Source organism: Leifsonia sp. P73 (assembly GCF_051059105.1).
Classification (GTDB): domain Bacteria; phylum Actinomycetota; class Actinomycetes; order Actinomycetales; family Microbacteriaceae; genus Leifsonia.
In genome coordinates, this window is the sequence record NZ_CP194931.1 from 1,058,084 (window position 1) to 1,071,679 (window position 13,596).

At 66.6% G+C, this 13,596-nt stretch carries 16 protein-coding genes; 6 read left to right on the plus strand and 10 right to left on the minus strand.

Annotated elements, in window-relative coordinates:
* Positions 1–37: 37 nt before the first annotated feature.
* Both ACQ86L_RS05350 and ACQ86L_RS05355 read left to right on the plus strand, forming a co-directional pair.
* Positions 38–580, plus strand: coding sequence for a DapH/DapD/GlmU-related protein (locus tag ACQ86L_RS05350; RefSeq protein ID WP_434317986.1), 543 nt, complete (start codon positions 38–40; stop codon positions 578–580).
* A gap of 62 nt (positions 581–642) precedes the next feature.
* The gene (locus tag ACQ86L_RS05355) at positions 643–1,248 is read left to right on the plus strand and encodes a hypothetical protein (protein WP_434317987.1); all 606 of its coding nucleotides are present in this window, start codon (positions 643–645) and stop codon (positions 1,246–1,248) included.
* 104 nt (positions 1,249–1,352) lie between these two features.
* Here ACQ86L_RS05355 and ACQ86L_RS05360 read toward each other — a convergent pair whose 3' ends face one another.
* Together ACQ86L_RS05360 and ACQ86L_RS05365 are read right to left on the minus strand one after the other, a co-directional pair.
* On the minus strand, positions 1,353–1,736 hold the full coding sequence (locus ACQ86L_RS05360) for a VOC family protein (RefSeq protein ID WP_434317988.1): 384 nt from the start codon (positions 1,734–1,736) through the stop codon (positions 1,353–1,355).
* 116 nt (positions 1,737–1,852) lie between these two features.
* Positions 1,853–2,434 carry an LON peptidase substrate-binding domain-containing protein gene (locus ACQ86L_RS05365; RefSeq protein ID WP_434317989.1) on the minus strand — a complete coding sequence of 194 codons (582 nt, stop codon included), beginning with the start codon at positions 2,432–2,434 and terminating at the stop codon, positions 1,853–1,855.
* 20 nt (positions 2,435–2,454) lie between these two features.
* On the opposite strand from ACQ86L_RS05365, the gene ACQ86L_RS05370 reads away from it, so the two are divergent.
* Both ACQ86L_RS05370 and ACQ86L_RS05375 read left to right on the plus strand, forming a co-directional pair.
* Positions 2,455–2,952 carry a DUF427 domain-containing protein gene (locus ACQ86L_RS05370; RefSeq protein WP_434317990.1) on the plus strand — a complete coding sequence of 166 codons (498 nt, stop codon included), beginning with the start codon at positions 2,455–2,457 and terminating at the stop codon, positions 2,950–2,952.
* 76 nt (positions 2,953–3,028) lie between these two features.
* Positions 3,029–3,826: a patatin-like phospholipase family protein gene (locus tag ACQ86L_RS05375; protein WP_434317991.1), complete on the plus strand. Its 798-nt coding sequence runs from the start codon at positions 3,029–3,031 to the stop codon at positions 3,824–3,826.
* 516 nt (positions 3,827–4,342) lie between these two features.
* On the opposite strand, the gene ACQ86L_RS05380 is transcribed toward ACQ86L_RS05375, so the two are convergent.
* The 8 genes from ACQ86L_RS05380 to ACQ86L_RS05415 all read right to left on the minus strand — a co-directional run bounded on the left by ACQ86L_RS05380 (position 4,343) and on the right by ACQ86L_RS05415 (position 11,257).
* Positions 4,343–4,615 (minus strand): hypothetical protein, encoded by a 273-nt coding sequence (locus ACQ86L_RS05380; protein ID WP_434317992.1) that lies wholly within the window; start codon positions 4,613–4,615, stop codon positions 4,343–4,345.
* An 8-nt stretch (positions 4,616–4,623) separates the two neighbouring features.
* Positions 4,624–5,082, minus strand: coding sequence for a restriction endonuclease (locus ACQ86L_RS05385; RefSeq protein ID WP_434317993.1), 459 nt, complete (start codon positions 5,080–5,082; stop codon positions 4,624–4,626).
* 411 nt (positions 5,083–5,493) lie between these two features.
* Positions 5,494–8,151, minus strand: coding sequence for an NB-ARC domain-containing protein (locus ACQ86L_RS05390; RefSeq protein WP_434317994.1), 2,658 nt, complete (start codon positions 8,149–8,151; stop codon positions 5,494–5,496).
* A gap of 199 nt (positions 8,152–8,350) precedes the next feature.
* The gene (locus tag ACQ86L_RS05395; protein WP_434317995.1) at positions 8,351–8,617 is read right to left on the minus strand and encodes a hypothetical protein; all 267 of its coding nucleotides are present in this window, start codon (positions 8,615–8,617) and stop codon (positions 8,351–8,353) included.
* Positions 8,618–8,739: 122 nt separating this feature from the next.
* The gene (locus ACQ86L_RS05400; protein ID WP_434317996.1) at positions 8,740–8,997 is read right to left on the minus strand and encodes a hypothetical protein; all 258 of its coding nucleotides are present in this window, start codon (positions 8,995–8,997) and stop codon (positions 8,740–8,742) included.
* Between the two features lie 128 nt (positions 8,998–9,125).
* The gene (locus tag ACQ86L_RS05405; protein ID WP_434317997.1) at positions 9,126–9,344 is read right to left on the minus strand and encodes a hypothetical protein; all 219 of its coding nucleotides are present in this window, start codon (positions 9,342–9,344) and stop codon (positions 9,126–9,128) included.
* Between the two features lie 52 nt (positions 9,345–9,396).
* The gene (ychF, locus tag ACQ86L_RS05410; RefSeq protein WP_434317998.1) at positions 9,397–10,470 is read right to left on the minus strand and encodes a redox-regulated ATPase YchF; all 1,074 of its coding nucleotides are present in this window, start codon (positions 10,468–10,470) and stop codon (positions 9,397–9,399) included.
* Between the two features lie 43 nt (positions 10,471–10,513).
* A complete protein-coding gene (locus ACQ86L_RS05415) occupies positions 10,514–11,257 on the minus strand; it encodes a class I SAM-dependent methyltransferase (protein ID WP_434317999.1) in 744 nt (247 codons plus the stop codon).
* A 97-nt stretch (positions 11,258–11,354) separates the two neighbouring features.
* Here ACQ86L_RS05415 and ACQ86L_RS05420 point away from each other — a divergent pair, with 97 nt between their 5' ends.
* Both ACQ86L_RS05420 and ACQ86L_RS05425 read left to right on the plus strand, forming a co-directional pair.
* On the plus strand, positions 11,355–11,936 hold the full coding sequence (locus tag ACQ86L_RS05420) for an exonuclease domain-containing protein (protein WP_345834499.1): 582 nt from the start codon (positions 11,355–11,357) through the stop codon (positions 11,934–11,936).
* A gap of 167 nt (positions 11,937–12,103) precedes the next feature.
* The gene (locus tag ACQ86L_RS05425) at positions 12,104–13,555 is read left to right on the plus strand and encodes a sugar porter family MFS transporter (RefSeq protein WP_434318000.1); all 1,452 of its coding nucleotides are present in this window, start codon (positions 12,104–12,106) and stop codon (positions 13,553–13,555) included.
* Positions 13,556–13,596: the final 41 nt, after the last annotated feature.

A 13,596-nucleotide genomic window follows, 5' to 3' on the forward strand; every position in this document is an offset into this window, starting at 1 on the left:
GGCGAATGTCGCGGAGCCGCTGCGGGAGGATCGTGGGGTGTCCAGCGACCTCCTGATACGCATCCACTCCCCCGAGTTCCAGGCCATGTCCGAGCGCGTGCTGCGCGCGACCGAACTGACCTCCCGCCTCAACGTGCTGCCCTTCGACGACGAGGACGGCAAGGCGGCGCTGCTCGCGGAGATCCTCGGCCGCCCGCTGCCGGAGCGGGTGACGATCTACCCGCCGTTCTTCACCGACCACGGCCTGAACCTGGAGCTGTCGGAGCGGGTGTTCATCAACCAGAACTGCACGTTCCTGGACTACGCCGGCATCCGCCTCGCCCCGCGCGTCATGGTCGCCCCGCGCGTCACCTTCATCACGGTGGGCCACCCGGTCGACGTGGAGGACCGCCGCGTCTGGCTGACCGGCGGCCCGATCGACGTGGCCGAGAACGTCTGGATCGGGGCCGGGGCGACCATCCTCCCTGGCGTCAGCATCGGCCGGGACGCGGTGATCGCGGCCGGCGCCGTCGTCGCGGAGGACGTGCCGTCCGGGACGCTGGTCGCCGGGCCGAAGGCGACGGTGCTGCGGGAGTTCTGAGCCGGCTTCTTTCGGCGCCCGCCTATCCCCACGGGCGTTCCGGCGGCGTAGGGTGCGGCACCATGAACAGCATCCCTTCCTCGCCGGGCGGCACTCCCCGGCGCCCGCACCGCGCGGAGCTCGCCGACTTCGCCGAGCGCCTCCGCGGCCAGCTCGGCGGCCTCCCCGGCTTCGGCCACTACCCCGGAACGATCGCCACCCTCGACGCCGGCCACCTCGCCCACACCCTCGGCACGGGCGCCGACCTCGCCCTCCCGTCGGCCGTCGCGACCGGCGACGTCCTCTTCGCGCCCGACCTCAACCCGGCGTTCTACTACTCGTGGGACGTGCACCCCGTTCAGCAGCCGGACTGGTTCCGGGTCTCGGTACGCTTCACGCCGTCCGACTTCGGGATCACCGAGACGCGGTCGTACGACCTCGCGTGGGCGGTGGTGCCGTTCTTCCTCGAACTGGGGGCGGTGCTGACGGTGGAAGCGTCGGCGAACGCGGGGGTCGTGCCGGCCTCGTGGACCCTGGACGCGTTCGAGGTGCGGACCCTGCATGTGGGCGTCGGACCCATCGGGCCGGATGAGACGGTGCATGTGGACCTGGTGCGTGGCAGCTCGAACGGGAGCTGGATCTGGCTGCACACGGTGATCGGGGACCCTCCGTTGACGACGGAGCCCTGAGCCCCGCAGAAAGGAGACACGATCCGCGTTCTCCTTCCGGCCTGCACCCGGAAGGAGTCCCGCGGAGTGTCGCCCCCAATCTGCTGCGCGGAACGGCCTGGGGACTACTCCGGCTGATACAGCGCGAGGATGTTGCCGTCCGGGTCCTTGAACCAGGCAGATCTGCCGACACCTGCAGTCGTGGCGATATGGCCGACTGTCTTGAGCTGGGGAAAGTCGTAGTCCTCGAAGACGACGCCGCGCGAAGCCAGGTCGCGCACATCGCTGTCGATGTCGTGCGACCAGAGCCGCACCTGAGTGTGGTCGGCTTTGTTGCCTCCAGGCCGTCCGTAGACGAGCAGGGTGGAGCCGTCAGGCGACTCGAACAACAGATGGTTCGGGATCGTCTCCGGCGAGAGCGTCAGCCCTACCTGCCGCACGTAGAACTCCTGGCTCCGGACCAGGTCGGTACTGGTAAGCACGGCGGAGATCCTCGTTGTGGTCAACATTGCAGCCTCCTTGTTGCGACCCCGCTTGGAGGCTACGCCGTGCGCTCGCGTCCCTGACCTCCCGAGTTCGCGTCAGGTGCCTCCCTCCGCCGCCCAGAGCTCCTCGGCCTCCAGGGTCAGATCGACCAGCTGACGCAGGAGACCCCCATCGACGTCGAGCGCAACAGGGTGTACCTGTCGTACTCGCCCAGCGGCGCGATCGCCGCCAGCTGCCACGCGGCTGCGACGGGATCGTCCGACAGCTCGACACCGGCATCCGAGTTCGGCTCCGCGACGCGGGCGATCACGCGGCGGACGACCACTTCGGCCTCGGCCCGCAGGGGTTCGAGCGCCTCGGACCACTCCAGCTCCGGCAGCATCGAGAGCTCGGCCCGGGGATACGGGTCCTCCTCGACCCAGCGCTCGACCGTGAACCGCCGGGTGCCCACTCCGACGATGAGCAGGTCCTCGGCGCCCGCGGAAGCGCTCACCAGACGCGCCATCGTCCCGACCGAGGCGCGCTGGTCGCCACCCCCGGCTTCGGATCCGCGCTCGATGAGGACGACGCCGAACTCGAACCCCGGTTCGTCCTCGTCGAGCAGTCGCCCCACGAGCGTGAGATACCGCGGCTCGAACACCCGCAGCGGGATGGCCACAGCGGGGAACAGCACGGATCCGAGCGGGAACATCGGGGAGGCGGCCATACTCCAGTGAAGCACCGGGGGCATAGGGTGAAAAGGTGCCCCGACCGCGCCCCGAGACCCCAGGAACGGGCCAGGAGTCCGTCTGGGACTACCCGAGGCCGCCGCGCATCGAGCGCGTCCCCGCGCCTGTCACGATCCGTCTGGGCGGGCAGCTCATCGTTGAGACCCGAGACGTCCTCCGGGTGCTCGAGACCAGCCATCCGCCGGTGTACTACCTCCCGATAGCGCACTTCGCACCCGGCGCGCTGGTGGACGCCGACGGTTCGTCGTTCTGCGAGTTCAAGGGCACCGCACGCTATCTCGACGTGCGCGGCGGAGGCGAGGTGCGGTCCGCTAGTGCGTGGAACTACCCGCATCCGTCGCCCGGGTTCGAGCCGCTCCGAGAGCGCGTCGCCGTCTACGCGCAGCAGATGGACGAGTGCACAGTCGACGGCGAGGTCGTCACGCCGCAGCCCGGGGGCTTCTACGGCGGCTGGATCACGAGTGCCGTGGTCGGGCCCTTCAAGGGGTCCCCCGGGTCCCTGGGCTGGTGAACGAGGGAATACCCGCACAGGGGTCTCTCACCTGCTCGCTGGTAAGGTCGCGCGCATCGAAATGACGGAGAACGACGTGAGCGACGATCGCACCCTGGGTCTCACCCTGGGCGGTGGAGGCGCGTTCGGCGCTGCGCATGTGGGGGTTCTCCAGGTGCTCGCGGAGCGCGGCATCCGCCCGGGGATCATCACCGGCACGAGTTCCGGCGCCCTGGTCGGCGCAGCATATGCTGCGGGCTTCGAGCCGCCGGCTATCGAGCGCGCCGCGCGGAGGTTCCGCTGGAGCGCGATCGCCCGGTGGTCGTTCACTCCGCGCTGGGGACTGCTCGACACGCATGCGGTCGGGCATTCCCTCCACCGCCACCTGGGCTCGGATCCGCTCATCGAGCACCTCCCTCGCCGGTTCGCCGCCGTCGCCACCGACCTCCGAACCCGCCAGGCGGTGACGATCGACGAAGGACCGCTGAGCGTCGCCCTGCGGTCGACGATCGCGGTGCCAGGGCTCCTCCCTCCGGTGCGCCGCGACGGGAGGCTGTTGGCCGACGGCGGCATCGTCGACAACGTTCCGGTCCGGGCCACCCGCGCACTCGGCGCGACCCGCGTCATCGTGGTGCGCCTGCACGCGAAGTGGGAGAACGTTCGGATGATGCGGATGGTCACAGCCACCGCAGACCTCAAGCGCGACCCCTCAGTCGTGCTCATCCAGCCCGAGATGGGCGGGATGGCGCAGTGGGGGATGTCCGATGTGCCGCGTCTCATCGCCGAGGGGCGGCGAGTGGCGACCGCGGCACTGGATGAAGCCGAGTCGCGCGGGACGATCGTACGTGCGCGCGAGCCCGAGCGGGTCGGCGAGCGGATGCTCGACGCGGCCTGAACGTACAGCGAAAAGGAGGAATCCCGGGCCGTTCGCGGCTAAACGTTGAACCGGAACTCCACCACGTTACGTTGCCGAAAAGCATGACGCACTGAACTATGAGTCGACCTCTACCGCCCGCGCGTTGCGTTCGGCGAGCGGCACGAGATGCGTCCACGCGTTGAGCTCGTTTTCTACGGGAGGTTGTAGATCACCAAGCCGGCCGCGATAGCTGCGACGCATATGGTGACGCCAAGCCACACCGGGACAACCGAGCGAGGCTTTCCTTCGGCGACTCGCCTGTCGCCAACTCGCTTGTCGAACCTCCTTGCCCAGGGCATCAGGGCCGATAAAACGATCGCAGCCACTATCAGGAGGACTATCCACAGCGGCAACGGCCACCAGCTCTCTTAGTCGGAACGGTCGGGACAGCATCCCACAAGGCCAACCAACCTTCATCGATCGAATCTAGCGGAAAACCCCTGATCAGCTAGACATTAAACCGGAACTCGACCACGTCGTCGTCCTGTTATGCCGTCAGTCCGCCAGGCCGGACCCACCTACCTCTATCTCGATGCCGGTCAGGCGGGAGAACGCCAAGACTGCCTCGCCAGCCTCGTCGACGATTTCCAACAAAAGACGCAGTCGCCCCCCGTCTGCTCGGTTGACCTCATTCAGAAATCTGGAGGCTGCTCTCTGGAACCGGGCTTCGGCGGGTCCGAGTGCGTCGAGAATTGCCATCTGTTTCGAGCCGGGCAGAGCCAAGAGACCTTCGCCGACCTGCATGAACGAGGTAGAGATCGCTTCCATCTGAGCGGTTACCTCAGCCCGAGGGTCAGCAACATCGGAGGCAAGGGGGTGCCCGAGCCGCCTTCTCGTTCTATTTCGCCGCCGAGAAGCTTCTCCGCAGCGGCATTTGCCGCTGCGATCGAGGACCACGGTCCGATGATGAAGAGCGCGACCTCAGCGCGTTCAGCAAAGGCAATAGCAGCCGGGGTGTAGCCGCCGGCGGAATAGAAAATCTGATGGTCAAAGTCATACGCCGCCCCGCGAAGCTTCTGTATTTCCGGCGCTCCGGTAGGCGTCGCGTGGAACTTCACCTGTGCAGCGGCATGGCGCGATTGGACGTCAATTCCTCCGTCAGCGCCGCTTTCAGTTAGGTCGGCATCGGTGAACCCCAGTGTGCGCATGTGTCCGGCAGCAAGAAGTTCAGCGTCCTGCCAAGTGACAAGGTTGCGGGGCTGGTCGTCACTCTGCTTCTCGATATTGACCGACATTGACATAAAGCCCTTTCTTGGAGCGGTCCGTCCGACATGCGGGGCCGCTCTCGCAGATACCTAACTGTGGCGGACCTACACCACGTCGCCGTCCTCCGAAGAGCAGGCCGGGTGCCGAGCGCACTGTCCCAGCCGCTCGCCGCTAGGCACCCCGGCGGCAAGCGGGTGCGCCACCCACGCCCGGAACTCATCACGGAAACTATCTCAACACCGTATCGAGTTCGGTTTGGCGTGTGTTAGCGCTGGGCGCCCCTCTTCGGGGCGAGAGTGAATGCCGTTCGGGGCGAGAGTGAATGCCGCCGCTTCACGGATCGCTACCGCCCGGCGAGCGGTGATTGCGCCAATCAGCCCTTGGACGTTGGCTGTGATCCAAAGCGGAACTTCACCACGTCGCCGAGCCTCTGAACGCTTCTAAGTCACAGGAGTGACTTCGCGGGCTCGAAACCTGCCCTGAGAGTCCTCATCCAACACGAACTCGACGAGTTGGCCCGCGCTGGGCCCACCGTCGTCCAAGAAGCTCGTCAACGCGCCCGCGTGGAAGAATACATTGTCGGGGATCTCGGGATGGCTGATGAAGCCATACGTGCCCTTATAACTCAGCACGCGGCCTCGTCGAACGACGACAGATTCCTCAGTCGATACCGGGACACGCTGCCGGGTCGGCTCACCGAGAAGCCTGGCAATGACTCCGGCCGAATCCAGTGCTGCCGCCCCCTTCCCTTGCATCGCAGCCACCAATCGGGGCCACTCTTCGGATCGTCGGAATAGCCCTTCATGCTCCGCCACACTGGCCAAGGCCGACCTTGCCCGCGCGACGTCATCGCGCTTGGCGTCGGCCTCCAACTTGCTCAGTGAACGGAACGCGACCGCCGCAGCGCGAACGGCACCCGAGACGAGTCGCGCGTCTCGGCTGCCGCTGTCGATGAGCGGCTTCGCGCAGTAGAAGCCAGCCAGTGCCCTATCTAGTGCCACTGCGGGCCGTTTTTCGAGAAGTTCATCCTCGGCCCAACGGCGCCAGCTGTCCACCAAGGCGGTTGTTACAATCCTCGCCAACTTATGGCTCGACGTGTCGAGCGCCTCTTCCAGGTACTCCTGGCCCTCGGCGTAAGTCTTATCCCACACCAAGAAGTTCCCTAGGGCGAACGAGGTATCAGAATTCCTCAGCGTCTCGTGCGCGAATCGCTCCAACTCAATGGCTGCAGGAATGTCGTGCATCACTCGGGCGAGGTGACCCGCATAGAAGTGAGCGACGGTCGCCTTATGCTCTGGTGATTCGCAATCCGCCATAGCCGACCGGTACAGCGCTGCCGCTCGCGCAGCGTCCCCGCTCTTACTTGCTATGAAGGCACCCACGCGATCAATCTCGAAGAACCCGGGGTTCAGCGACCGCGCCCGTTCTACGTAAGCCTCAGCACCGTCCCAGTCGGCGTCGGCTGAAAGCCGCAGCGCGAGCCGCAGCAGGTGGGCGGTCGGCTCATCCAGATCATTTCTGAGGCGGATGACGTTGGCGTCCAATTGACGGTTTTGGAGTTCACGTCTGTGCTCTTCGCGGTCGTGAATATAGGCGGACTCGCGGGCCAGCACCTGATTCATCAGGGTGGAATTGTGGTCAGCCCGCGGCAAGTACGCCCTCGCCGTCATCGATAGCTCAAGCAGGTCTAGCTTGTCGCCATCGGGCGAAGGCGTCCTAGTCAAGAGCGAGCCCTGGAAGAGATCCTGAGCGGAACGGCGCAGTGTGTCGACCGCCAAAGCCGAAATGACAGCTAACTCATCGAACGAGATGGCGCGATCAAGGGAACGCAGGATCGCGAGCACGAGCTTCGAGTCAGATGACAACGCCTCGTAGACGTTATCGACGCAGAAGCGCAGCAGCTCGCCCTGGTGCCGAAGCGTGTCCTCTGGCATCTTGCCGGCTTCGACGCTGAGGATGAACCAGCGGATGGCTAGCGGCGACATTCTGAGATTAGTTACGTAGGCGCGGATCTCATCCACCGGCTTGGCGGCGAGATCGTACTGGCGGCGCCTTCCAGCGAACTTCTTGAAAAGGAGGACCGCATCCCCAATAGCAAGTTCACCAAGGACAAACCGACGCTCGACTTGGCCGATCCCGACACGACTCGTGAAGAGGAAGGTTACAGATTCGGGAAGGGCGTCATAGAGGTCCAGCACCTCGCTACCTTGCGCGGATTCGAGGTTGTCAAGCACGACCAGGCAACGAAGCCCTGAGAGGTGGTCCGCGAGTTCATCCAGTGAACCCCGGAACGATGGGTCAAGCACCCGTCCAAGCGCTTCGGTAGCGCCGGCGACGTCTCTCAAGGCGTCTGTAATGCTGCGGACGCCTGCGGCTGTCAGCAGTTCATGCTTCAGGGATACCCACAGAACAGCATCGAAAAACGGCTCAGGTGCGTCCACCATTTGATACGCCACTTGCAAGGCAAGAGCGGTCTTGCCGATGCCACCTTCACCAGTGATCGTGATCATTCGGTCGCGACCTTTGAGAAGGAGCGCCGTCACGTCGGAGACATCCTTGCCTCTACCGATTAGTCCCGTCTCCTCATGGTCTGCAAGTGGAAGGTTGTGGAGGACCTTCTCGACGGGCTTTGGGATCGATGTGAAGGGCGGCTCCCAACGCGTATCCCGCTCGAGCCTTGAGAGCATTTGCCTTGTTAGCTGAAAGTAGCGTGAGGCGAAGAGCCCTATCAGGCTCTGCGCGCTCTCAAGGTCATCGCCATGCAGAGGACGCCCGTGCATAACGCGGTTTCTTATGGCTACAAGCCTGTCCATCGCGCTCACGTTTCGGGCGAGCTCGTCACCTAGGTCTCGAGGCAGGACGGCTGAGTGACGCATCAGGATGTCGAACGCCTGGCGAAGGTAAAGGTAATGCACGATCGAGCTCGACTCAGACGATTCGTCTGCAGCGCGCCGCGACTCTGCAAGCTCGTAATCAGACCCGAGGACTTCTTCCACCGGGAGGTGGTCAAGCAAGTATTCCTCAATGGCTAGACGAAGATCATGTTCGAACGCATCCAGGAGCTGGAACGCTCGTGCTTTGCTAAAAATGACTTCCACTGCGGCGCTTTCTGGTGATGATCACACCAGCCTGGTCGCCAACTGACTGGCACCGCTACCCCCTAGCCGCGGGACAGCCCAGGCGGCTATGGCAGGCACGGGGCGAATACGAGACACCCGCAGGCGCGATCGCCAAGATCAACCCTTGGAGCTAAACGTACATCCGAAGCGGAACTCGATCACGTAACGTTGCGGAAAATCATGACGCTTCCAGTGCGGTCGAATCCGTCGAGCTAGCCACTTGTCGGAGACGTGTTGACCAGACGCGAATCGTATCGAGCGACGGGTTGTTGATTTTCGGGTTTGAGAGCTCGAAGAGCAGCGTCGCCAGGTCAGCTGGGGATTTTGCGTCCAGCTCGATGTCGTCTCGCCCTTCGACCGCTTCAGCCCAGGTAGTCAAGCGATGAAGGCTGACGCGACCGGCGATGCAACGTTCAAGAACGCCTCGCGCGTCGTCGGCAGTCATTGTGGCGACGTTCTCGCGCCTGTCCCACCCAAGCCCTGCCACTGCCCGAACCGCGTCCTCGAACGATTCCGAAGGGGATGATGCTTCGCAGGTATCGCTCGTGAGCTCGCAAGTCCAGCATTTCAGGTCGCCGGATCTTCGTCGTCGAACCATCCCTCGGCTTCGCTCACGGTCAAGCCGTGGGTGTAGGCGACGAGTTGACCCAGGAACTCGGTTCGGTTGTAGCCGGCTCCTACGCTTCTGGCGCACCAGTCGCCGTCATCCAGTTTCACAAGCATGAAGACCGACTCGGCTTTGGTGCCCTCGGGCAACGGCGCGACCAGTAGCTCTCCGAGCACTTGCGCAGCGGGAACGGGATCGCGACGTTCGTCAGTTGCCATAGCTGTCATTGTTCAGCATCGGGAAAGAATTCCCCACACCGTCAGGTGACGACGAAACGGATTCGAAGTAGTTTCCATCAGGATGCGGATTCAGCCGCATAGCAACGTCAGCGCCCACAGGAGGTCTCCTATCGCCGGCGAGGGTACCCGTACTTCGATGGATTGGTGAACACCGCGTCCACCGTCAGGCTGGCGCTACTCGGATCCATGTCGACCTGGCCCAGAATCTCGATGGCCTTCTCGCGATCACACCGATTAATCGCGCGATCCCACGGATCGAGCAGGCCAGCCACGAACAACCTTTCGTTGACAGTCATCGCCGAGTAGTTCGCATGTGAGTCGGACACGACGAACAGACTATTCCGCTTGGCGTTCGATTCGAAAGAAACCCCAGGTCAGCTACAGATTAAACCGAAATTCGACCACATCCCCATCCTGCATCACATACTCCTTCCCCTCCATGCGCGCCTTCCCGCGCGCACGCGCCTCCGCGACGCTGCCCGCGTCGACGAGGTCGTCGAAGGAGATGACTTCGGCCTTGATGAAGCCCTTCTCGAAGTCGGTGTGGATGACGCCGGCCGCCTGGGGGGCCTTCCAGCCCTTGTGGATCGTCCAGGCGCGGGACTCTTTCGGGCCGGCCGTCAGGTACGTCTGCAGGCCGAGGGTGTCGAAGCCGATGCGGGCGAGCTGGTCGAGGCCGCTCTCCGTCTGGCCGGTGGAGGCCAGCAGCTCGGCGGCGTCGGCGGCGTCGAGGTCGATGAGCTCCGACTCCAGCTTGGCGTCGAGGAACACCGCCTGGGCGGGGGCGACCAGGGCGGCGAGCGCGGCGCGGCGGGCGTCGTCGGTGAGCACGTCCTCGTCCACGTTGAACACGTAGATGAAGGGCTTCGCGGTGAGCAGGCCCAGCTCGCGGATCGGCTCCAGGTCGATGGTGGAGGCCGACAGCGGCTTGCCGTCGTTCAGGAACGCCATCGCCTCGCGGGCCGTCTCCAGCACGACCGGCTCCAGCTTGCGGCCCTTCACCTCCTTCTCGTACCGCTGCTCCGCCTTCTCCAGGGTCTGCAGGTCGGCGAGGATGAGCTCGGTGTTGATGGTCTCCATGTCGCCCGCCGCGTCCACCTTGCCGGCGACGTGCACCACGTCGGGGTCGGAGAAGCCGCGCACGACCTGCGCGATCGCGTCGGCCTCGCGGATGTTGGCGAGGAACTTGTTGCCGAGGCCCTCGCCCTCGCTCGCGCCCTTCACGATGCCGGCGATGTCGAGGAACGACACCGGGGCCGGGAGGATGCGCTCGCTGCCGAACAGCTCGGCCAGCTTGTCGAGGCGCGGGTCCGGGAGGTTCACGACCCCGACGTTCGGCTCGATGGTGGCGAACGGGTAGTTCGCCGCGAGGGCGTCGTTCTTGGTCAGCGCGTTGAAGAGGGTCGACTTGCCGACGTTCGGGAGTCCGACGATACCGATAGTGAGAGCCACGGTCGTCCATTCTACGGGCGCGAACAGAACCCGGCCGCCGACCTCAGCCCAGCGCCGCCCGGTAGCACCGCGTGACGTACGGCAGCTCGATCCGCTCCGCCCCCGCCAGCTCCGGATGCTCGGCGTGCAGCCGGCGCAGCGACGCGATGACCGCCGCCTGCGCGTCCGGGGCCTTCGTGATGAAGTAGCTGCGCGAGCGCGCCAGGTCCAGGAGGCCATCCAGCGTCAGCGCCTGCACCCAGTGCACGTCGTGCCGCTCCAGCTCGCCGAACGGCGCTCCCACCGCCGGCTCCTCCTCCTCGCCGAAGGTCGCCTCCCCCGCGCCCATCAGCTCGCCCAGCTCGCGCACCCAGTCGACGCTCTCGTCCCGGTCGTTCCAGACCAGGCCGATCCTGCCGCCCGGCCGCAGCACGCGCGCGACCTCCGGGACCGCGCGCCCGCGATCCACCCAGTGCCACGCCTGCGCGGCGACGACCAGCCCGGCGCTCGCGTCGGGCACGGGGATGCTCTCGCCCGCCCCGATCCGCGCCTCCGCCTCCGGGATGCGCTCCGCGAGCACGCCGAGCATCTGCGGCGACGGGTCGACGGCGATCACGTCGAAGCCGGCGTCGACGAGCGCGCGCGTCAGCTTGCCGGTGCCGGCGCCGAGGTCGACGACCGGGCCGGTCACGCCCTCCGTGAGCCAGGCGACCGCGTCCGCCGGATAGTCCAGCCGGGCCAGGTCGTACAGTTCCGCCGCCCGGTCGAACGCCCGCGCGTGCGCCTCCCGCTCCCGTCGCTCCCGCATACCGCGACCCTACGCCGTCGGCCCCGCCCCGTCGGAATCCGGCGCTCCGCGGCGTGGGCGACACGGCGACGTCGGTGGGCCGTGCGAGAGTTCGGGCGTGCCACTGGACTTCACCGCCATCGACTTCGAGACCGCGAACTCCTCTGCGGCGTCCGCCTGTTCGGTCGGGCTGGTGAAGGTGCGCGACGGCCGTGTGGTCGACCGCGCGAGCTGGTTCATCCGGCCGCCGCTCGGGCACGACGTGTTCCAGGAGTGGAACGTCCGCATCCACGGCATCCGGCCGGAGGACGTCGCCGGCGCCGCGGGCTGGGTCGACCAGCTCGCCGACCTGGTGGAGTTCGCGGAGGACGACCACCTGGTCGCCCACAACGCCGGCTTCGACATGGGCGTCATCCGCGCCGCGTGCGCCGCCACCCTCGTCGCCTGCCCCGAGTACCGCTACCTGTGCAGCCTCCAGGTCGCGCGCCGCACGTACCACCTGGAGTCGTACCGCCTGCCGGTCGCGGCGATGGCGGCGGGGTTCGAGGACTTCCACCACCACGACGCCCTCGCCGACGCGGAGGCCTGCGCGGCGATCGTCGTGCACGCTGCGCGCCGCCACGACGCGGCGACGATCGACGACCTGGCCGCGCTGACCGGCGCCCGCGTCGGCCGCATCGGCATGGCCGCCGCGGCGTAACTCCCGCCCGCTCCGGGGTCCGACGCCCCCGCGCGCCCACACGGGGCGGCGCGAGCGCCAGCGCCAGCGCGCCCATCAGGCATAAACACCTCTGTAATAAAAGCATTGCAACTTCTCGCGTCACGTTCTAATGTCCAGACATAGCAACAAGACGCGAAGGAGCGACCATGACCGCATCCCCTCATCCGGAGGCCGCCGAGACGGCCCTCGGCAGCACCGCCTCCGCAGGCTCGAGACCTCCCCACCCGGACGATCCCCGCGCGCGCCGATTCCTCCGCCGGATCGCCGTGCTCGCCACCTTCGGCGGCCTCCTCTTCGGCTACGACACCGGCGTCATCAGCGGCGCCCTGCCGTTCATGCAGTTCGACCAGCGGCCGCTCACCCCGCTGGAGGAGGGCACGATCGTCTCGTCGCTCCTCTTCGGCGCGGCGCTCGGGTCGTTCCTCGGCGGCCGCATCGCCGACCGCCGCGGACGCCGCAAGCTCATCGGCGCGCTCGCGATCGTGTTCTTCGTCGCGGCCGTCGCGTGCGCGTTCGCGCCGACGATCGGCGTCATGATCGCCGCCCGGTTCATCCTCGGCCTCGCGGTCGGCGGCGCCTCCGTCGTGGTCCCGCTGTACCTCGCCGAGCTCTCCCCCGCCGCCCGCCGCGGCCGCATCGTCACGCAGAACGAGCTGATGATCGTCTCCGGCCAGCTCGCCGCGTTCGTCGTGAACGCCGTGCTCGCCTCCGTCGTCCCGGAGCACGCCGCGGTGTGGCGCTGGATGCTCGTCGTCGCGTCGCTGCCGGCCGTCGTGCTGTTCTTCGGGATGCTCGTCCTGCCGGAGAGCCCGCGCTGGCTCATCCTGCACGGGCGCTTCGCCGAGGGGCTCGCGGTCCTGCGCCGCCTCCGCGCCGAGCAGCAGGCCGAGCGGGAGGCCGAGGAGATCCGCCGCCACGAGGAGCGCGCCGTGCGCACGCCGCTGCTGAAGGAGCTCGGCGTGCCGTGGATCCGCCGGGTCTTCGTCATCGGGCTCGGGATCGCGATGGTCCAGCAGCTCACCGGCGTGAACTCGATCATGTACTACGGCGTCCAGATCCTCCAGAAGTCCGGCTTCGACCAGCAGGGCGCGCTCATCGGCCAGATCGCCAACGGCGTCATCTCGGTGCTCGCCACCTTCGTCGGCATCGCGCTGCTCGGCAGGGTGGGCAGGCGCCCGCTGCTGATCACCGGCCTGATCGGCACGACGACGTCGCTGCTGCTGGTCGGCGGCGCCTCGGCGCTGCTCGCTGGATCGCCCGCGCTGCCGTTCGTGGTGCTGTCGCTCACGGTGACCTTCCTGGCGTTCCAGCAGGGCGCGGTCTCGCCGGTGACCTGGCTGATGCTCGCGGAGATCTTCCCCGCCCGCATCCGCGGCGCCGCGTTCGGGCTGGCCGCGCTCATCCTGTGGCTGACGAACTTCCTGGTCGGCTTCCTGTTCCCGCAGCTGGTGGACGCGCTCGGGATCTCGCCCACGTTCTTCCTGTTCGCGGTCGTGGGCGTCGGCGCGGTCGTGTTCGTCGCGCCCAGCCTGCCCGAGACGCGCGGGCGCAGCCTGGAGACCCTGGAGGCCGAGCTGCGTACGCGCTTCACGCGCTGATCGCCCCCGGGTCAGCGCATCAGGAGGGCGGGGCGGGAACG